Origin of the sequence: Solibacillus sp. FSL K6-1126 (assembly GCF_038003445.1) — a bacterium.
Taxonomy (GTDB): Bacteria; Bacillota; Bacilli; order Bacillales_A; family Planococcaceae; genus Solibacillus; species Solibacillus silvestris.
Genome location: NZ_JBBOPD010000001.1, coordinates 3504618 through 3523303 on the forward strand (window position 1 = coordinate 3504618; position 18686 = coordinate 3523303).

Genomic DNA, 18686 nt, shown 5'->3' on the forward strand with positions numbered 1-18686 from the left:
AAGAAATACGTTCAAGGAAAATCCCCAGTATAAAGTTGAGTTTGCCACGGGTTCTATTATGTTAATAATAGTTGCTCATATTGAGTATGGTTTAAGAAGGCTTTGAGGCTATGAAAATAAAGGATTTCCGATGTGCTAGACCGAATACTAGGGTAGCAATCAATCAGGCGTTAGATGTGGAATTTGATTTGGTAGTATTAGAGTATTACACTTACCGTAAAAATATATCTTGTCCTTATAAAAAATTTTATGTAAAACGTAAAATGGAGGTAAAACATGGAGCGTAAAATTGAAATAAAACTATATAGATTGCTGATCGATAATAAAATGACGTATCAAGAACTGTCCGATAAAACCGGCTTATCTGTACGCACAATCTCCGAATTAGTAAATAATAAAACCGAGCGTATTCCTAAATCCGCTATATGTAAGATTGCCGATGCTTTAAATATCGATGATATTCGGCAGCTAATTGATTTCGAGGCTTGACAAACGCACTATCAAACTAGCAGAATGGCGCTCGCTCTAGGAAATCGGCTGAACGTAGTTACCTTATATCGCGTAACAAAAATTAATTCGTTAAGCGACATAAAGTAAATACACAATTTCTAGCGTCATGTGACGTCTGAGGTTTCTCGTTGTCCCGTTCGTATCGGAATTTCTTCCGCTGCAATCTCACATAATTATCGTCCTATGTGTGCGCAATTAAGCGCGCGATTGTAGTTACCCTCACCGTAATGAGCCGATAAACCTACCGCACCATAAAGCTGTGCTCGCTATTCGTCGCTAGCCAACGGGAAGGCTATTTGTGCGATATATTCCGTAGTTTGCGGTGTGACGGACGACACTGACCAGGTTTATTTAACGACGAATTAGTGGGCTACCTCGTCGGACTACCGAAAAATTGACGCACTTAAATAAGCCTAAGACGTTGAATTTTTTTCGCAAAGGCTGTACAATAGCGTTAGGTGTATATGCTATCGGTTTTTCCGGTAAGTCATATTAAGTTGTAAGAAGTCGTTCCGGTTGCACCCGGAGCGTCTTTTTTTTGTTTACAAATATTCGCGAAGTGATTCCGCGACAAATTCCTTTTCTAAATCGAGATACACTGTCGTAGTCTCCAACGATTTATGTCCGAGTGCCTTACTTATTAAAGCGACGTTAGCGCCTTGATTTAACAGATTAGTCGCAAAGGCTCGGCGTAAAGCGTGTGCGTTGACGTTCTTTAATCCGAACTCTCTCGCATATTTCGTTAATGACTTCGAAATAGCGTTGCTGGACGATTGGCTATTATTAATGCCTTGACCGTTTGCCGATAAAAAGACATAGCTATTGCGCGTGTTATATTTACGCCTTACTTGCTTATTCTTTTCGATTAGCACTCGCAGCATATCCGCCAGCTGATCGTCGATAGGTAACTTCAATGTATCGCGATTCTTTAAGACAGCTCCGTCCATATCAATCGTTTTGCTATCGAGGTCAATATGTCGCTCTCTCAGTTCGCCTAACGTTGTAATACGAATTCCTGTTCGATACATAAGTAAAATCGCGCATGTATCTCTAAAGCCGACGAATGTACTGCGATCAATTAGCGATAGTAAGACCTCAACGTCATTCTCTTTAGCTGCGCCTTTAATCGACTTATCGACTTTTATTTGAATCTTCGACCAAAAGCGTATCTCAATCCACCGATTATCAAAGAAACGATTAAGAATCGCCTTTAACGATTTCAAGCGAACTAGCTTAGTCGCTTTCGATACGTCAATCTCGTTCAGATAGTCGTAAATCATATCCGCATCAATATCCTCGACGTATTTAACGCCAGTAACTTTAATAAATTCGTTCCATGCAAACGCATAGCTTTCGATTGTTCTAGGTCGATTGCCGCTGATTTCCATTTGTCGGTATACCGCTTTAAGCGCTTGTGCTACGGTCAGCGAGTCGCGCCGATCTTCTACCGGCTTTATTTCAATGTCGAATGTTTCGGCGACGGCAAATGCGCCATGTTTCCGTGTTCTTTTCATATACGCAAAAAAACCTCCCTAACGATTAATTCGTTAAGAAGGTCGATGGTTGTCCGACTATACTGTGTCAGACGCCTATGTACGCCATTTGAACGTTGATATAACGCTACAAATAACGGTTTTTAAGTATGGAGACGGTGGGAGTCGAACCCACGTCCAGAAGCTCCAATACGCCGGCTTCTACGCGTGTAGTTTGTCTACTTGCAATTCGCGAGTTCTTATGCCGACAAACAGGCGTCCGAATCGCTAACCTGGGAATCTCTTACCGTTGACTCAGGTGGTGCCAACGATCGTATCCCACTTAAGTTGAACCCAGCGTAGTCTACATGGGCGATAGACAGGCTGAGTGCTACGCGCTATTAAGCTGCGAAAGCGAAGTTTTGTTGTTTGCCAGTTATTATATAACTTCCGTTGTTGACGAAGACGAGACCTCCGACGCGCGACCAGAGCTTGAACCACCCCTGTCGAATCCGTAACGTCCCCGAGTAGTAGTAAACCCGAGTTAAGTTCGGAAAAGAGCTAAATGCTCTTTAAAACGTGTACCGTATGAGTAGATACACACTGGCTAGTACAGTCAATTATATGACAAACCGGCTGAGCTTGCAAGTAAATCTGCTTCTCTCGTACACTGCCAATATTTTCTTAACCTTGTTTATGCAGCTGGTTGCGGTAGTCTACCGGTGTGACACCGTGGAATCGCTTGAACAGTTGGGTAAATTCAAAGTAACCGTTCATGCCGATCATTTTTGAAATTTCCTTGAAGTCCATTTCCGTATCTTCCAGTAACCCTTCCGCTTTGTGTAAACGAACTTTCGTAATATATTCATTTACCGGCATCCCGACTTGCTGCTGGAAAATCATATTATAATTCGGATACTCGTCGGCAATTATTTCTTCGACTAATGCTAAACAATGCCCATGTACACTATACTTTTCAACTAAAATAACAACTTTATCGACTAATTCTGCGTTGCGTAATCCATTCACTTGTGGAAATCCCCCTACGTATGCTATTGCCATTGACTAATACACCCCAAATTCTGTTATCTCAACCTTACGTCTACATCATCTTACATTTGTACCCCCATTTTTTAGATTAAAAACCACTTTTTTTGCCCGAAAAAAAGAGATGTGTTAAAAAATAAACAAATTCGTTTAACACATCTCTTTTGGTTAATTTATTAATGCCGATTAAAACAACGGATTTCCGGTTATTGCTGGCGTTCCTTGAAAGCACGTTCCATGTCACGCTTCGCTTCTTTTTTCTTCATATCATGACGTTTATCGTAATCTTTTTTACCTTTTGCAAGACCGATTAGTAACTTCGCATAGCCGTCCTTAATATACATTTTCAGTGGAACAATTGTATAGCCGTCACGCTTCACGGCACCGACTAATTCACTGATTTGCTTTTTATGTAAGAGCAGCTTGCGTTCGCGTAGTGGGTCATGATTGTAGCGGTTCCCTTGGTCGAATGGCGAAATATGCATATTTTTTACCCATGCTTCTCCGCCCATCACACTAATATACGCTTCCTTCAGCTGGACACGGGCACCACGTACGGATTTAATTTCCGTTCCTGTCAGTACCAACCCGGCTTCAATTGTTTCTTCTATGAAGTAGTCATGGCTCGCTTTTTTGTTTTGAGCTAAAACTTTACCTGCGCCTTTTGCCATTCGTTTTACACCTCTATTTTAAGTGGAATAGCTATGATGCCGAAATTGCATCATAGCTTCACACCTTACTATTTCTTTTTACTTTTTTTCTTTTTTCCTTTTGCGATGCCTTCGTAAAACTTCGGCTTATCGCCCGATTTACCTTCTTTACGGCGTCCTCGTGGATCACGGTCAGACGTGCCTGAACGTTTTTCTTTCTCAGGGCGTGCCTTGCTTCCACCACGTGATTTGCGGTCACGTTTTTCGCCTGTACGCTCATCATCTTTTTTACGGCCTTCTCGGCGACCTGCATGAATCACTTTCGATGTTTGACGACGAGCTGGACGTGGACTGCTCACCATATCAACGATTTCAAAATCAACCGAAGATTCCTCGATCACGACATTCGCCACACGGATTTTCACTTCATCCCCGATGCGGAACTGGCGGCCAGTACGCTCACCGATCATCATCATATGACGGTCTTCAAAGCGGTAGTAGTCGTCGGTCATATTCGAAATATGCACAAGACCTTCCACCGTATTTTCAAGCTCTACGAAAATACCGAAGTTCGTAATCGATGACACGATCCCTTCGAACTCTTCCCCGATTTTATCGGACATAAACTGCGCTTTTTTCAGTGCATCTGTATCACGCTCTGCTTCAACCGCACGACGCTCACGGCCAGATGTATGGTCCGCAATTTCATCCATTACCGCGCTCCACTGTACAACCGTTTCCTTCGATGTATCGCCATTCACTAAATACGTACGAATTAAACGATGGACGATTAAATCCGGGTAACGACGGATTGGTGATGTGAAGTGCGTATAAAACTCTGTCGATAAACCGAAGTGACCTAACGACTCGGCATAGTATTTTGCCTGCTGCATCGAACGCAGCAGCATCGTTGAAATAACCGGCTCTTCCGGCAAGCCTTCAATTGAACGAATGACTTCCTGCAATGCTTTCGGATGTACCGAATTTCCAGTACCTTTGATCATAATACCAAAATTTGTAACAAATTCAAAGAAGCGTTGTAATTTTTCAGGCTTCGGATCTTCGTGAATACGGTAGATGAACGGCAGCTCCATCCAATGGAAATGCTCGGCAATCGTTTCGTTCGCTGCAAGCATGAACTCCTCAATCAGACGCTCTGCAACTGTACGTTCGCGTAACACGATGTCAGTCGGCCAGCCATCTTCATTCACTAATACTTTCGATTCCTTGAAATCAAAGTCAATCGCACCGCGCGCCATACGTTTGTTTCGTAGAATTTGCGCTAAATCGGCCATATCTTTGAACATCGGCACTAAGTTTTCATAGCGCTCCATTAATTCCGGGTTTTCGTCCGGATTTTCTAAAATGTTATAAACGTCCGAATACGTCATACGCTCCGTCGTTTTAATCACACTTTGGAAAATTTCATGCTTCACAACTTGCCCAGCCTGGTCAATCGTCATTTCACATGACAATGTTAAACGGTCAACCTGTGGATTCAATGAACAGATTCCGTTTGATAAACGGTGTGGAATCATCGGAATTACGCGGTCCGTCAAATAAACAGAAGTCGCGCGTTTATACGCTTCCTGATCCAGTACAGAGCCTTGTGTCACATAATAGCTGACATCGGCAATGTGTACACCTAACTTATATGTGCCATTGTCATTTTTAACAACGGTAACGGCATCATCCAAGTCTTTCGCATCGGCACCATCGATAGTCACGATCACTTCATTGCGCAGGTCACGACGACCGACTAAGTCCTGTTCGGTAATTTCATCCGGTACATCGATTGCCGCTTGGACAACCTCTTCCGGGAATTCTGGCGGAATATCATATTTATAAAGGATCGATAAAATGTCCACACCCGGATCATTTTTATGACCTAAAATTTTCGTGATCATCCCTGTCGCAGATTTCGTTGCATCCGGCCAGTGCGTTACTTCTACAACGACTTTATGTCCGTCGACCGCACCCAGTGCATCCTCTTTTGCGATAAAGATATCCATATTCAATTTCTTATCATCTGTAACGACAAAACCAAAACCACGATTCGCCTGGTATGTACCGACAAATGATGTTTTGCTGCGTTCGACAATTTTAACAACCGTTCCTTCACGGCGGTCACCTGATTGTTCCTTTAATACACGTACGAGCACGGTATCTTCATTGAGTGCACCATTGACTTCGTGTGCCGGGATGAAAATATCGTCCATGCCTTGTTCTTCCGGTGCGACGAAACCAAATCCTTTCGCGTTACCAATAAAGCGGCCGCGCAGTAAGTTCATGCGTTCCGGTAAACCGTAGCGATTTGAACGGGAGCGCACGATTTGTCCCTGTGCTTCCATTTTTACGAGTGTTTTGACTAATTCACGGAAATCATCCGCTTCTTCTAATTCTAGTGCATCTTCAATTTCCGATACGGTCATCGGTTTATAGCCATCGTCCTTCATCATATCAAGAACGCGCTGTTGTAATTCATTTTGTTGTGTCATGTATTATTTCCCTCCTTTGAACAGAAAATAAAGTTCAGGTTTATTTAAAAAGTACTTCGCAAGCCGTTGATTTCCGTTACGGTTACGCTTTCCGCGGGCGTGGCCTGAGCCAGTAGTCTCAGGCGTCACGCTTATCCCGCTGGAAGCTTGCTTGTGACGAAAGGCTTTAGCCGTCAGTCACACTCGAACCTCCACTTCAATCAACTACTAAACGTTTATAAATAAGCTGAACAAAAATTTATTCACACCATTAGACTATCCAATCTAACGAATTTAAAAACGTGAGAACTTCTTCATGAAGCTGGTCTTTTTCTTTATCGAGTGTGATGACATGGCCCGAATGCTCATACCAGCTGATTTTTTTGTCGATCGATTCGACGGTATCATAAATAATATTGGCTGAATCGGGGTTGATGACTTTATCGTTGCGCGATTGGATTACCAAAATCGGCGCATACAGCAGGTCGATTGTCTCTCGTACATCGTAAATTAATTGCTGCAGTTCTGGCAGTGATGCCATTCCCTGCTGCTTGATTGCTTCAATCTCTAATTCAATTTCCTGTTCATTTTTACCTTGTTGTTTTTTATATTGTTTTGCATATTCAAGTACGCCTTCAAACATAATGTCTGTCGTGCGCATCGTCATCGGCGAGCACATTGTGACAACGCCTTTCACCGGATGACTTGTCGCAAGCTTGAGTGAAAATACGCCACCGAGCGATAGTCCTGCAACGGCGATTTCTTCATAGCCTGCCTCTTTTAATTGAGTATACCCGTTTTTTACATCTTGCCACCATTCTTCGGGATTTGAGACAATGAGTTCTTCTGGCGGAACACCATGTCCTTTATAATGTGGGGCAAGCGATGTGTAGCCGTGCTTTTCCAAAAAGCGTCCAAGCATCCGCACATCTGCCGAACTTCCTGTAAAACCATGTAATAATAAAACCGCTCTCGGTCCTGCCTGAAAGAAGAACGGTGAAGACAAAGATGATTTCATACTGATTGCTCCCGTCTTGTTCCATAATATGAAAGATACGATTCAATCACACCATTGAATCATGGAAAACTTTTCATTTATTTCTTCTATTATACTGTGTTTGGGCCCACACTAAAAGAAAAAGCCCAACCTAGCATTAAATGCTTGGTTAGGCGTTTAATTTTCGTTCAATTAGAATTTCGTAATCGCTAAAGCTAATACGAAGAATGCAACAGAAAGAACGATTGTTGTGCGGTGAAGGACTAGATCCATTCCGCGAGCTTTCTGCTTACCGAATAGTTGCTCAGCTCCACCAGAGATGGCACCTGATAAACCAGCGCTTTTACCTGATTGTAATAATACAACAACGATTAAGGCTATCGCTACGATAATAAGTAATACTGTAAATAACGTATGCATTTGCTCCACCTCCTAAGTATGGACGTCACAATACAAATTAGTATATCAAAATGAGGGAGCCATTACAATATTTCTTGGAAATGAACATCATATTTTATCCAACATTCCCCACTCTTATTCAAAACTGTTAAAACGGCATTCGCTTATATCTCGTTTTGCCGCCAATGCAAGTGGTACCATCGTTTCAAATAGAAGATCCTCTTCTTCAAAGATCAATTTGCGCAGGTCAATATCGAAGTATTCCTTCATTCGGGATTCGGTCATCACTTCATGAACCGCGCCGATGACCGCCTTTTTCTCCTTCGCAATCATCAATACTTGATCCGCCAAATAAAACGCATGGTTCGGATAGTGCGTGTTGATAATACATGAAATCCTATGCTCTTTCGCCAGGCGTTTTAATGTTTCCAAAATGACAACCTGCTTTTGCACATCCAAATGCGATTCCGGTTCATCCAGTATTAAAATTTCCGGATTCGATACAAGCGTTCTTGCGATTAGCGCCAGCTGCAGTTCCCCGCCGCTCACTTCATTGCACGACTTTTTCGCCAAGTGCACAATGCCTACTTCATTTAATGCTTCATGCGCCTTTTCATAGTCTTCCTTGCACGGCTTTGACAATGAACCGATATACGGCGCACGTCCCATCACCACCAAGTCTTCAATCGAAAAGCCGAATACCATTTTATGTGCCTGCGGAACATAGCCGATTTTCTTCCAAAGCTCTTTTTGCGAAACTTTTGCAAGCGGTACATCATCGATTAATGATTCACCGACACGCCAGTCCTGCAAGCCGGTAATGCATTTTAACAGCGTTGTTTTTCCTGCGCCGTTTGGACCGAGAATTGCCATAATCTTGCCTGGTTCCAGTGTAAAGCTAATATTCGATTCATAAATGAACGGCTTCACTTCCTTCTTTTTCGCATAGCAGAAGTTGCCTTCACGTACTTCTATTTTCATGACCAGCTACCTCCTGTACGACGTAAAAGATAAGCAAAGAACGGTGCTCCGACAATTGCCGTCAAGATCGACAACGGGATTTCCGCTGCTGTTACCGAACGGGCCAATGTATCGATGATGAGTAAATACGCGCCGCCCAGTGCAATCGACATCGGCAGTACGCGTTCATTATTGCTGCCGACAAACATCCTTGCGATATGCGGGATGATTAAGCCGACCCAGCCGACAATCCCCGCAACGGCAACTGCCGCCGCTGTACAAAGCGTCGCCCCTGCAATGACAAGCCATTTCATGCGCACGACATTTATCCCTAAAGACTTCGCCTCATCATCCGGCAATGTCAGTAAATTAATACGCCAGCGCAGTGCCAGCAAAATGAGCATTCCGACTAGAATAATTGGTCCCGCTGTCCATAAGTCGCGGTAAGAGGCCGTTCCCAAACTTCCCATTAGCCAATACGTAATGGCAGGCAGTTTTTCTTCCGGGTCGGCCACAAATTTCGTTAACGAGATCAGCGCATTAAACAATGCACTCGTCACTACCCCTGCCAGTACAAGCATAAAGATCGGCATATTGCGTCCAGAACCGCCGATCATATATGTAAATGCGATGGCCGCTAAACCAAAGACCAGCGCAAAACCTTGTGTCACATAACCATTGCCAAACAGTAAAATTCCGATAGAAGCACCAAAACCGGCACCCGCAGCGACTCCTAAAATATCCGCGCTCACTAAAGGATTGGCGAACATCCCCTGGAATGCAGCACCTGAAATGGAAAGCCCCGCACCGATCAATAGTGCGAGGATAATACGCGGCAGCCGAACGGTCATGACTACGTTATATTCCATTTGTGTCCACGTTTCTTCTATCGGAAAAATATGCGAACCGAGGATTTTGACCACTGTTACAAAATCGACTTCAAACCGGCCGATGCCAAGCGAAGCGATCGCAAGTACAAGCGGCAATACCCACAGTAAAATACTTTTCCACTTTTTCATGAGCGTCCCTCGTTCTAATACTTCGCAGCGTCAGAAGATGGGTGTAGAATTTGCTCTACTTCTTCGTCCGTTACGTCATATCCGTAAAAGTCTTTATAGTAACTCTTAATTTCAGCATTCATATCATAGTCGAATAGCTTAGGCTGGTTGTTGCTTGCCAGCCATTTCAGCATTAGCGGTGCATCGCCACTTGGCGGGAACCAGCGATAAATCCCCAGTGGAATTTTGTACACTTGCTTATTTTTCACCGCTTCCACTTCACTCCAGTCCTGACCTGGAATCGTGTTGTTATATAAATCTTCCGGCTGGATTTCCGTGAAGTTCGTTAAATAGATGATTTCCGGATTCCAATTGTAGATTTGCTCCATGTTGACATCTTTGCGTCCAGTTACATCGTTTTCCGCAACGTCATTGGCACCTGTTGCGTTCAGCCATTGGTTCCCGAAGAAGTTTTTGCCGCCTACCGTAATCGCCTGCTCGGATAACTGATACATCATTAATGCATTCGGCTTTTGTTCTTTCGTTAAGCCATCGATTTTTTCGTAAATTTCGTTTTGCACAACTGTACCGATTTCAATGAATTTGTCCGCACGCTCTGTTGTGCTCGCAATTTCACCCGTCAGCTTAAGCCAGCTGTTGAATGTCGCAAGTGGCTCTGCTGCCGCAGCATCAATAGCTTTAATCGCGACTGTGTTGATCCCCGCATTACGTGCCTGCTCAATTGATTTTTCATCCGTTGCAATTTCAAAGAACACATCCGGGTTGATTTTCATTAATTCCTCGACGTTCATTTCCCCATTTTGGACGAATGACGTATCCGCCTTCAAAATGTCCGGTGCCATTTTCGATAAAATCGAGTTTTCCGCAGCATTGTAAGAGTTCGGATGCATTCCCACGATTTCTTTTGCTGAGTTTGTTGCGACATACCATGTATGGAAGTACGGTAAAATCCCGCCCGATACAATCGAGTTCACTTCAGCGGGAATCGTTACTTCTGTACCTGCCTGATCGATGACAATTTTCTCTTCTGCAGTCGTTTGTACTTCTCCGCCTGAAGTTGAAGTTGTTGCCTCTTTATCTGAACATGCTGCTAGCGCCATCGCTGCGAGTGCCAGCGTTGTCAAAATTGCGTTACGTCCTGCCATTGTTTTCTCTCCTTAGACATCATCCGTTTTCACGAAATTATTATTTTAATAAAATATTATTTGATTTCTCAACAAGATTGAGTATAATTGATAATGATTTTCAATGTCAATGAGAATTCGGTTCTCAAATGAGAATTTGTATCAATTAATTAAATTTACAGGATTAAAGGAGATTTTTATGTCTGAATATAAAATTGTAAAACTGGACGGCGGACATGCATTCAGCCTAGAGGGACGTGCTATGAACGTCTCTAATGAACCAATGGACCATGTAACATTCCTCGACCAGTATGAAATTTCGACTGCCGACCTTTCCGAGTTCAATGTGATGGTCGTAACGGACTTTATCGATCAGGAACATCTTTATGAGCACAAACAAGTCATTGAAAACTTCTTGAATGAAGGGAAAATTATTATTGCCAACACACATATTTTCCGTCCTTGGCTGCCAGGTGCCGGTCTGTTTATGCCAAAGGAAATTAAATCCCATTCCGATTATGTGATGGAGCCAGCAGCAGAAGGTACATTTTATGAAGGTATTGATATGATGGAACTTACTTACCGTAAAGGCGTTTCTGGCTTCTATGCACGTGGGTCTCATCCGGTAGTCAATAAGGAATCGGAAATCGTGCTGCAGTTTACGGACGGCACACCGATCGTTTTCATTGACCGCACTGCAACAAAAGGAACGGTTGTCGCTGCATCTTGCCGTGATTTCCTGACATACGCAACAGGTGAAAACTCGACACAGCTGATCGCACCGCAGTTTTTAGCTTGGCTTGATCAAGAATTACTACGTTTGAAAGAAGGATCTGAAGCATGAGAAAAATAGCCGTTTTATATAGTGGTCACGCGCCTCATTACGTGACATTCAATACACCGAAATTCAAGCAGTACTTCGAGAAAATCATCTATTTACCGCGCTTTGTCGAAGAAGATTTGGAGGATATGGACGTGGTAATTGTTCCTTCACAATTGCACAATAAATTATTGCTGGAAGCAGCACCGGCAATCCGACGCTTTGCGGATAACGGCGGGGTTGTCGTAGCATTCGGACCTCAGCCGTGGCAATGGATTCCGGGCCAAAACTGGGAAACACGCCCGACGAACTTCTGGTGGTGGCTTGAAAAAGATGCGGACAGCGGCTTACGCATGGTCGCACCGGATTACCCGTTATTCCGTGACGGTTTCCTGGATGAAGCGGCGTGTACATGGCATCAGCACGGCGTCTTCCATTTACAGGACGGCATGCAGTCTCTGATTGATATGAAGGACGGCGGTTCATTACTGTATGTCGACAAAGTCAGCTCAAAAGGTACGTGGATCGTGACGACACTTGATCCAGACTTCCATTTCGGCTCGTACTTCATGCCGGCAACAGAGAAGTTCATGGACGGCTTCTTCCCGTGGTTAGCCTTCGGGGAAATTTAAGGAATTGAAAAAAGCATGGCACCCGCAATTGAATGCGTGCACCATGCTTTTTATTTATTAATCGTTGCTGTTGTCATCTTTGTTGTCGTCAGTATTGTCGTCAACAGTGCCATCAGTGTTGTCTTCTGTATTATCATCTAAGTTGTCATCCGTGTTGTCGTTGTTGTCGTCGCCGTCAACGTCTAACTCGACATTTGTATCGTCATTGTTGTCTTCCATTAGACCATCATCCGTACCGTCGTCAACATTGTTGTCGATGTTCGTATCATCTTCATCATTACAAGCCGCAAGTGATAATGATAGTAATAACGTCATCATCAGAGTAGGTGTCTTTTTAAGTTTCATATTGAATAGCCTCCTTTGGTGTATGCTTTATGATTCCCCGATTTATAAAAGAAAAACATTTTTAGTAATTTTCTTCGCAAAAAGATATTTTCAGGCATTTTATTTTCTTCTCGATTTACATTCGCTATAGTGAAATGAGGAGGTGAAAATCGTGCAGCAATCAAGGCATTATTTATTTGTCAAAACATTGATGAATCGCATGAAAATGGATGATTTGGATGCACCGGCAATCGAGCAGGAATTTTACCGATTGGAAGCCGGCTTATCAGGAGAACAAAAGTTGAAAAGGCTGCTCTCGGACTATCATTTTAAATCCGCTTTCCATATTTTTTATAATTTCGAGTGCATCAATTCAAAAGGTTTTACCCATCAAATGGACGCTTTGCTCATTACGCCGCATTTTGTCGTCGTCATGGAAGTAAAGCAAATCTCCGGCACGCTTTTCTACAAACCCGCCCTCCATGAATTTTCCCGTGTCCAGGAGAATGTCAGCGAAAACTTCCCCAACCCGTTTGACCAGGCATATCGCCACCAGCTTTTTTTGGAGCATCAATTCAAAGCGTGGCAAATTTCCATCCCCGTTCACCACATCGTCGTACTCGCCAATCACCGCGCCACACTTGACCATTCGCTCACCAATTTCCCGATTATGCATATGAGCGGCGTCCCGAGATTCATCGAAAAACTGTATAGACAGCACCCAAATCCCCGTGCGAATATTACTTTTCTGCAAAACCAATTAGAACAGCTTTACGAACAGCTTCCCCCTCGCCGTACGATTGAAAGACACCGGTTACGCAATGGCGTTCTCTGTAAGGCATGCGATTATGTTAATGAAATGCATTATAGGCAAGGCTATTTTATTTGTCCGGTTTGTAAGGTGAAAAGTAAAGAAGCGTTGTACGAAACTTTTCTGCAATACCGAATTTTAGTCAGCCCCCGCATAACGAATAAAGAGTTCCGGGAGTTTTTTAATATTCCGTGTATCCATATAGCTTCGAAACTGTTGGCGAGAGCCGGCCTGGAAAAGCACGGGGTGAATAAAGGGTCGTATTATTTGATTCCGGAGAAGTTTGAGTAAGTACTTATAAAAGGATGTGACACATATGAATGAAAAACAAAATCGTAAGCGTGTAGATGCACAAACAAAAGAGGACATTATTAAATTTGTTACAGAAGGTGGCGCAAAAGTGGCTGATATTGCCGGTCGATATGATGTAGGCCCTTCCACGATTCATCGGTGGGTGAAGGAACACCGTGAGTCACTGACAGGCTTGGTTTCCGAGAGCGAAGCAGAAAAGATGAAAGCAGCATATGAAAAGAAAATACGTGCGCTGGAAGAAGAGAATGAGATTTTGAGAAAAGCGATCCATGTATTTTCCGATATTGAACGATGAGTTACGAGAGGCAGCCCCCCACATTCGTTGAGTGGATGTGGGGGGCTTGTGTAATTTTCTAATATATCCGAAATAGTTCTAATATAAATTTATTTGTTCTAATAAATGGCTGATTTTCTAATATAAGTGCGGTTTGTTCTAATAAGTGTTCTAGATGTTCAAATAAAGTATCTACATCTTCTAATATCCTGCCACAATTTTCAAATAAGCCACTCGATTGTTCTAATAAAATCAAATCCGCCTTTCTCCCCGCCTATTGCCACCGACAATTCACCCACTCTACACCTCAAATTCCAGGAACTTCTAATATCCATCCCACTTGTTCTAATATCCCCCGGCTTTCTTCTAATAACCGGCTACATTGTTCTAATAAAATGCAGGCACTTCACGAAAATTCTACTATCAGCGTCCTCCAGCTCCGCCCAAACAAAAAACAGCACCGGCAATTGCCGCTGCTGTCCCATAAACGATTCACTACAAATTTGAGCAGTTCATTCGTAGCTATTAAATTAATTCCCAACCGGCTTGCTGTTCTTCACGAAGAACGAACCAACCAGACCTAATACTGCAACGACGGTCACGACGATGAATGCTGAGTGTACACCGTGTGCTAAAAATTCTGCCGGTAAGGCGTTGCTGAATTTTTCGATGTAGTTTTGCTGACCGATTGTGAACATTGTAATGGCAACCGCAGTACCTGAAGCACCCGCGATTTGCGTTAGGGTGTTCAATGCCGCTGAACCGTCAGCAAATTTATGTGGTGCCAACGAGTTCATCGCATTTGTTTGTGCCGGCATGATTGTCATCGATACCCCGACAAAGAATACACATAAGTTAACGATAATGATCCAAGTTGCTGTTGTTGCCGAAATCGTCGTTAAGAACACGATCATTGACACTAAAATCAGTGTAAAGCCGATCCGTGTGAAGATTTTCGCTCCGACTTTATCGAAGTTTGTCCCAACGATCGGTGACATGATGATATTTAAGATGTTACCTGGCAACATACATAAACCTGCAGTTAAAGCTGCAAAACCTAATACTGTTTTCAGGAACATCGGCACTAAGATCGCCACCGAAAGAATCATGAACATTGTCGCAACCATCAATGCGACACCTAAAGAGAACATTGGTGATTTAAATACCGATAAGTCAATCATTGGCTCATCCATTTTTGTTTGGCGAATGCCGAAGACGACTAATAATACGAAACCAACGACAAGTGGTACCCAAACAATTGGTTTTGTAATCGATTGCTCCGCTAACGTTGCTAACGCGAATACAACACCACCGAAACCGAACGTAGAAGCGATTAATGATAATAAATCAATTTTTGGACGTGTTACGTTTGATACATTATCCACTTTAGATAGTGCTAAAACGATTACAACGGCATACACAACGACCATGATCCAGAAAATATATCTCCAGCTTAATGAAGATACGATTAAACCTGCGATTGATGGACCTAATGCCGGACCTGCCGTTAAAATAATCCCGACGATTCCCATGACGGCACCACGCTTTTGCACCGGGAAAATCAGCATTACAACATTGAACATTAACGGTAGAATAATCCCTGTTGCAAGTGCTTGTACGAAACGACCTGCCAGTAATACCGCAAAGTTCGGTGCTAATGCGCCTAGTAACGAACCGATCACCGCGAATACAACGGCTGCCACTACTAATTGACGTGTTGTAAACCAGCGTACTAAATAAGATGATAATGGAACTAATACGGCCAATACTAATAAGTAACCCGTTGTTAACCATGCCGCCGATGCTGCTGATACACCGAAGTCATCCATAATATTTGTTAACGCCATGTTTAATGCCGTTTCACCAAATAAACCAACGAATGTACTAATCATCAGAACTGCTGCCATACCTTTTGGGCTTTTCACATTGAATATAGGTGCTTCCATTTTTTTCTTCCTCCAATTTTATAAGACTCATTTATGAAAGATGATAATTGCTGCGTATCATGCTTTTTGCTGTTACGAACGATTCTTCAAACAGCACGCTTTAAAATATATCAAATTTTTTCATGGAAATTCAATCGCTCAAGAGAAAAATATTAGACCGGTCGTTATAATTGTGAACATCCATTATCCATTTTTAACCTTAACTGGGCCTATCTTTCGTAGACATTTTTTAACATATTTTTATGAAAACGATTGCACTATTTCCAATAAAATGTGGAGAGATATAACAAAAAAGTTGCTACATCAACCTTTGCAAACGATTTCACATCCATTGCTATGAAAAACAATAATTTTGCAATAGTTTTCCACACACTTAATACAAAAAAAGGCTAATTGTGAACAACAAAAAAGCCTGTCCAGAAATTCCGGACAAGCCTTTACTTATACTGTGTAAGCAAAGCAGGGATGACTTTGCTTATATTTAATAACGGCTCGTTTGAACACTGGGACAACGACAGTGTAACGGCCCCTTCAATCATCGCGCTTACCGCTTTACTAAGCATAACAGCCGCTTCATCACTAAACCCATTGGCGATCAATTTTGTATAATAAATTGATTCCCAGTACTTATACGTATCGCCGCATACTTTCCGCAAACGCTCATTCATAAAGGCCGATTCCGCCGCAAGCAGTCCGAATGGCATCATCGTATAGGAATGCTCCTCCAGTCCATTTTCCACATCAAATAAATCGGCCATTGCCAAAATATGGGCATTCAGTGCTGCTCCTACGTCCACGAACTCATTCATAAAATGTTGAATGACCGCGCCGATCCGCCGTTTTGACAGTACGATCGCTTCTTCCGCAAGCTGTTCTTTCCCTTCAGGAAAATAGTGATACAGCGACCCTTTTGGTGATCCCGATTCACTTATAATCTGATTCAAGCCGGTCCCATGGAAACCTTGAAAGTAAAACAACCGCGTAGCTGTTTCCAAAATCTTTTCCTTCGTTTGATTAGACATACCGTTCTCCCACCCTCTATAACAACTGGTCTAATTTATACCCGTCAAATTTGAATAGCTTAAACATATCACAAATTCTCCCGCTTATATAATAACCTGATGCCAACGTTCACAAATTTTCAATAACTCCAAGGAATGTGTTGTCCCCGGATTTTCTAATATATCCGGAAATGTTCTAATATAAATTTATTTGTTCTAATATATTGCCGATTTTCTAATATAAGTGCCCAATGTGCTAATAAGTCCTCCGAAAGTTCTAATAAAGCTTCTACATGTTCTAATATCCCATCAACATTTTCCAATAAACCACTCGAATGTTCTAATAAAATCAAGCTCGGCTTCTTCTCCGCGAATTTTAACTTCCCACACCGGCAAACTCAGCTTCCCTCCCCCTCCAATTCACAGAACTTCTAATATCCCAGCCGTTTCCTCTAATATCATCTAAAAATCTTCTAATAACCCACCCTAATCTTCTAATAAAACCAACGCCCCCACCCGCTATCCCAGTAACAACCACCACCACACAAAAAAGCACCCGCCAAAAAGCGAGTGCTCGTTCATGAAACAATTATTTAATATTGTAGAAAGATTTTAGCCCTTCAAAACGGCTAGTTGCGCCTAATTGGTCTTCGATGCGTAGTAATTGGTTGTACTTCGCAACGCGGTCCGTACGAGATGGTGCACCTGTTTTGATTTGGCCTGCATTTGTTGCAACAGCGATGTCAGCGATTGTGTTGTCTTCTGATTCGCCTGAACGGTGAGAGATTACAGCTGTGTAGCCAGCGCGTTTCGCCATTTCGATTGCTTCAAATGTTTCTGTTAATGTACCGATTTGGTTTACTTTGATTAAGATTGAGTTGCCAACGCCTTCTTCAATCCCGCGAGATAATTTCGTAGTGTTTGTTACGAATAGATCGTCACCAACTAATTGTACGCGGTCACCGATACGCTCTGTTAATAGCTTGTGGCCAGCCCAGTCGTTTTCGTCTAAACCGTCTTCGATTGAGATGATTGGGTATTTAGAAGTTAACTCTTCGTACCAAGCAACCATTTCTTCAGAAGTTTTTTCTACGCCTTCACCAGCTAAAACGTATTTGCCTGTTTCTTTGTTGTAAAGTTCAGAAGAGGCAACGTCCATTGCTAAGCGGATTTCTTCGCCCATTTTGTAGCCTGCTTTTTCAACTGCTTCGATGATCACCGTGATTGCTTCTTCGTTTGAACCTAAGTTTGGAGCGAATCCGCCTTCGTCACCTACAGCTGTGTTGTGGCCTTTTTCTTTTAATACTGTTTTTAAGTTATGGAAGATTTCTGTACCCATACGTAATGCTTCTTTAAATGATTTAGCACCTACTGGCATTACCATGAATTCTTGAATGTCCACGTTGTTGTCCGCGTGTGCACCACCGTTTAAGATGTTCATCATTGGTACTGGTAATTGCTTCGAGTTGAAGCCACCTAAGTATTGGTATAAAGGAATGTCTAAGTAGTCAGCTGCTGCGTGCGCTACTGCCATTGACACACCTAAAATTGCGTTTGCACCTAATTTACCTTTGTTTTCTGTTCCATCAAGTTCGATTAACGCTTGGTCGATCACAACTTGGTCCAATACAGAATATTGACCTTCAAGTTCTTCCGCGATAATTGTGTTGACGTTTTCTACCGCTTTTTCAACACCTTTACCTAAGTAACGGCCTTTGTCTCCATCGCGTAATTCAACTGCTTCATATTCACCAGTTGAAGCACCCGATGGCACGATAGCACGGCCGAATGCGCCTGATTCTGTGAATACTTCTACTTCTACTGTTGGGTTACCGCGAGAATCTAATACTTCACGAGCATATACTTGAGTAATGAATGGCATAATAAAAAACTCCTCTATTGATAAATTTA

The 18686-nt window shown here is 42.7% G+C and carries 19 protein-coding genes and 1 other RNA gene; 5 read left to right on the top strand and 15 right to left on the bottom strand.

Annotation, left to right across the window (positions count from 1 at the left end):
• Positions 1-276 precede the first annotated feature (276 nt).
• Positions 277-489 (top strand): helix-turn-helix domain-containing protein, encoded by a 213-nt coding sequence (locus tag MHH44_RS17470; protein WP_340799217.1) that lies wholly within the window; start codon positions 277-279, stop codon positions 487-489.
• 563 nt (positions 490-1052) lie between these two features.
• Here MHH44_RS17470 and MHH44_RS17475 read toward each other — a convergent pair.
• The 10 genes from MHH44_RS17475 to MHH44_RS17520 form a co-directional block, all read right to left on the bottom strand.
• Positions 1053-2024 carry a tyrosine-type recombinase/integrase gene (locus MHH44_RS17475; protein WP_340799218.1) on the bottom strand — a complete coding sequence of 324 codons (972 nt, stop codon included), beginning with the start codon at positions 2022-2024 and terminating at the stop codon, positions 1053-1055.
• Between the two features lie 126 nt (positions 2025-2150).
• Positions 2151-2507: a transfer-messenger RNA gene (gene ssrA / locus MHH44_RS17480) on the bottom strand.
• A gap of 159 nt (positions 2508-2666) precedes the next feature.
• The gene (locus MHH44_RS17485) at positions 2667-3011 is read right to left on the bottom strand and encodes a helix-turn-helix domain-containing protein (RefSeq protein WP_014822817.1); all 345 of its coding nucleotides are present in this window, start codon (positions 3009-3011) and stop codon (positions 2667-2669) included.
• A 224-nt stretch (positions 3012-3235) separates the two neighbouring features.
• Positions 3236-3700, bottom strand: a complete 465-nt coding sequence (gene smpB / locus MHH44_RS17490; protein WP_339263156.1) for an SsrA-binding protein SmpB — start codon at positions 3698-3700, stop codon at positions 3236-3238.
• A gap of 68 nt (positions 3701-3768) precedes the next feature.
• The gene (rnr, locus tag MHH44_RS17495) at positions 3769-6177 is read right to left on the bottom strand and encodes a ribonuclease R (RefSeq protein WP_340799219.1); all 2409 of its coding nucleotides are present in this window, start codon (positions 6175-6177) and stop codon (positions 3769-3771) included.
• A gap of 250 nt (positions 6178-6427) precedes the next feature.
• Positions 6428-7174 (bottom strand): alpha/beta hydrolase, encoded by a 747-nt coding sequence (locus tag MHH44_RS17500; RefSeq protein ID WP_340799220.1) that lies wholly within the window; start codon positions 7172-7174, stop codon positions 6428-6430.
• A gap of 171 nt (positions 7175-7345) precedes the next feature.
• Positions 7346-7573, bottom strand: coding sequence for a preprotein translocase subunit SecG (secG, locus tag MHH44_RS17505; protein ID WP_008408959.1), 228 nt, complete (start codon positions 7571-7573; stop codon positions 7346-7348).
• Positions 7574-7687: 114 nt separating this feature from the next.
• Entirely contained in the window at positions 7688-8533 is an 846-nt protein-coding gene (locus MHH44_RS17510) for an ABC transporter ATP-binding protein (RefSeq protein ID WP_340799221.1), read from the bottom strand.
• Positions 8530-9531, bottom strand: coding sequence for a FecCD family ABC transporter permease (locus MHH44_RS17515; RefSeq protein ID WP_008408955.1), 1002 nt, complete (start codon positions 9529-9531; stop codon positions 8530-8532). Before MHH44_RS17515 ends, MHH44_RS17510 begins: the two co-directional genes overlap by 4 nt.
• 14 nt (positions 9532-9545) lie before the next feature.
• Entirely contained in the window at positions 9546-10676 is a 1131-nt protein-coding gene (locus MHH44_RS17520; RefSeq protein ID WP_340799222.1) for an ABC transporter substrate-binding protein, read from the bottom strand.
• Between the two features lie 178 nt (positions 10677-10854).
• Here MHH44_RS17520 and MHH44_RS17525 point away from each other — a divergent pair, with 178 nt between their 5' ends.
• Both MHH44_RS17525 and MHH44_RS17530 read left to right on the top strand, forming a co-directional pair.
• The gene (locus MHH44_RS17525) at positions 10855-11499 is read left to right on the top strand and encodes a phosphate starvation-inducible protein PhoH (RefSeq protein WP_340799224.1); all 645 of its coding nucleotides are present in this window, start codon (positions 10855-10857) and stop codon (positions 11497-11499) included.
• Positions 11496-12107, top strand: coding sequence for a hypothetical protein (locus tag MHH44_RS17530; protein WP_340799225.1), 612 nt, complete (start codon positions 11496-11498; stop codon positions 12105-12107). The genes MHH44_RS17525 and MHH44_RS17530 overlap by 4 nt, the downstream gene beginning before the upstream one ends.
• A 57-nt stretch (positions 12108-12164) precedes the next feature.
• Here MHH44_RS17530 and MHH44_RS17535 read toward each other — a convergent pair whose 3' ends face one another.
• Positions 12165-12452, bottom strand: a complete 288-nt coding sequence (locus MHH44_RS17535) for a hypothetical protein (protein ID WP_087617834.1) — start codon at positions 12450-12452, stop codon at positions 12165-12167.
• Between the two features lie 151 nt (positions 12453-12603).
• On the opposite strand from MHH44_RS17535, the gene MHH44_RS17540 reads away from it, so the two are divergent.
• On the top strand, positions 12604-13533 hold the full coding sequence (locus MHH44_RS17540) for a nuclease-related domain-containing protein (RefSeq protein ID WP_340799228.1): 930 nt from the start codon (positions 12604-12606) through the stop codon (positions 13531-13533).
• 25 nt (positions 13534-13558) lie between these two features.
• A complete protein-coding gene (locus MHH44_RS17545) occupies positions 13559-13849 on the top strand; it encodes a transposase (RefSeq protein ID WP_340799230.1) in 291 nt (96 codons plus the stop codon).
• A gap of 58 nt (positions 13850-13907) precedes the next feature.
• On the opposite strand, the gene MHH44_RS17550 is transcribed toward MHH44_RS17545, so the two are convergent.
• The 4 genes from MHH44_RS17550 to eno all read right to left on the bottom strand — a co-directional run bounded on the left by MHH44_RS17550 (position 13908) and on the right by eno (position 18657).
• On the bottom strand, positions 13908-14084 hold the full coding sequence (locus MHH44_RS17550; protein ID WP_340799231.1) for a phosphomannomutase: 177 nt from the start codon (positions 14082-14084) through the stop codon (positions 13908-13910).
• A gap of 274 nt (positions 14085-14358) precedes the next feature.
• Positions 14359-15774, bottom strand: coding sequence for a DHA2 family efflux MFS transporter permease subunit (locus MHH44_RS17555; RefSeq protein WP_340799233.1), 1416 nt, complete (start codon positions 15772-15774; stop codon positions 14359-14361).
• A 437-nt stretch (positions 15775-16211) separates the two neighbouring features.
• A complete protein-coding gene (locus MHH44_RS17560) occupies positions 16212-16796 on the bottom strand; it encodes a TetR/AcrR family transcriptional regulator (RefSeq protein WP_340799235.1) in 585 nt (194 codons plus the stop codon).
• A 568-nt stretch (positions 16797-17364) separates the two neighbouring features.
• On the bottom strand, positions 17365-18657 hold the full coding sequence (gene eno, locus MHH44_RS17565) for a phosphopyruvate hydratase (RefSeq protein ID WP_008406351.1): 1293 nt from the start codon (positions 18655-18657) through the stop codon (positions 17365-17367).
• Positions 18658-18686 lie beyond the last annotated feature (29 nt).

Coding starts and splice junctions, on each gene's coding strand:
- MHH44_RS17470 (WP_340799217.1), top strand. CDS start 277: ATGGAGCGTAAAATTGAAATAAAACTATATAGATTGCTGATCGATAAT.
- MHH44_RS17475 (WP_340799218.1), bottom strand. CDS start 2,024: ATGAAAAGAACACGGAAACATGGCGCATTTGCCGTCGCCGAAACATTC.
- smpB (WP_339263156.1), bottom strand. CDS start 3,700: ATGGCAAAAGGCGCAGGTAAAGTTTTAGCTCAAAACAAAAAAGCGAGC.
- rnr (WP_340799219.1), bottom strand. CDS start 6,177: ATGACACAACAAAATGAATTACAACAGCGCGTTCTTGATATGATGAAG.
- MHH44_RS17500 (WP_340799220.1), bottom strand. CDS start 7,174: ATGAAATCATCTTTGTCTTCACCGTTCTTCTTTCAGGCAGGACCGAGA.
- secG (WP_008408959.1), bottom strand. CDS start 7,573: ATGCATACGTTATTTACAGTATTACTTATTATCGTAGCGATAGCCTTA.
- MHH44_RS17510 (WP_340799221.1), bottom strand. CDS start 8,533: ATGAAAATAGAAGTACGTGAAGGCAACTTCTGCTATGCGAAAAAGAAG.
- MHH44_RS17515 (WP_008408955.1), bottom strand. CDS start 9,531: ATGAAAAAGTGGAAAAGTATTTTACTGTGGGTATTGCCGCTTGTACTT.
- MHH44_RS17520 (WP_340799222.1), bottom strand. CDS start 10,676: ATGGCAGGACGTAACGCAATTTTGACAACGCTGGCACTCGCAGCGATG.
- MHH44_RS17525 (WP_340799224.1), top strand. CDS start 10,855: ATGTCTGAATATAAAATTGTAAAACTGGACGGCGGACATGCATTCAGC.
- MHH44_RS17530 (WP_340799225.1), top strand. CDS start 11,496: ATGAGAAAAATAGCCGTTTTATATAGTGGTCACGCGCCTCATTACGTG.
- MHH44_RS17535 (WP_087617834.1), bottom strand. CDS start 12,452: ATGAAACTTAAAAAGACACCTACTCTGATGATGACGTTATTACTATCA.
- MHH44_RS17545 (WP_340799230.1), top strand. CDS start 13,559: ATGAATGAAAAACAAAATCGTAAGCGTGTAGATGCACAAACAAAAGAG.
- MHH44_RS17555 (WP_340799233.1), bottom strand. CDS start 15,774: ATGGAAGCACCTATATTCAATGTGAAAAGCCCAAAAGGTATGGCAGCA.
- MHH44_RS17560 (WP_340799235.1), bottom strand. CDS start 16,796: ATGTCTAATCAAACGAAGGAAAAGATTTTGGAAACAGCTACGCGGTTG.
- eno (WP_008406351.1), bottom strand. CDS start 18,657: ATGCCATTCATTACTCAAGTATATGCTCGTGAAGTATTAGATTCTCGC.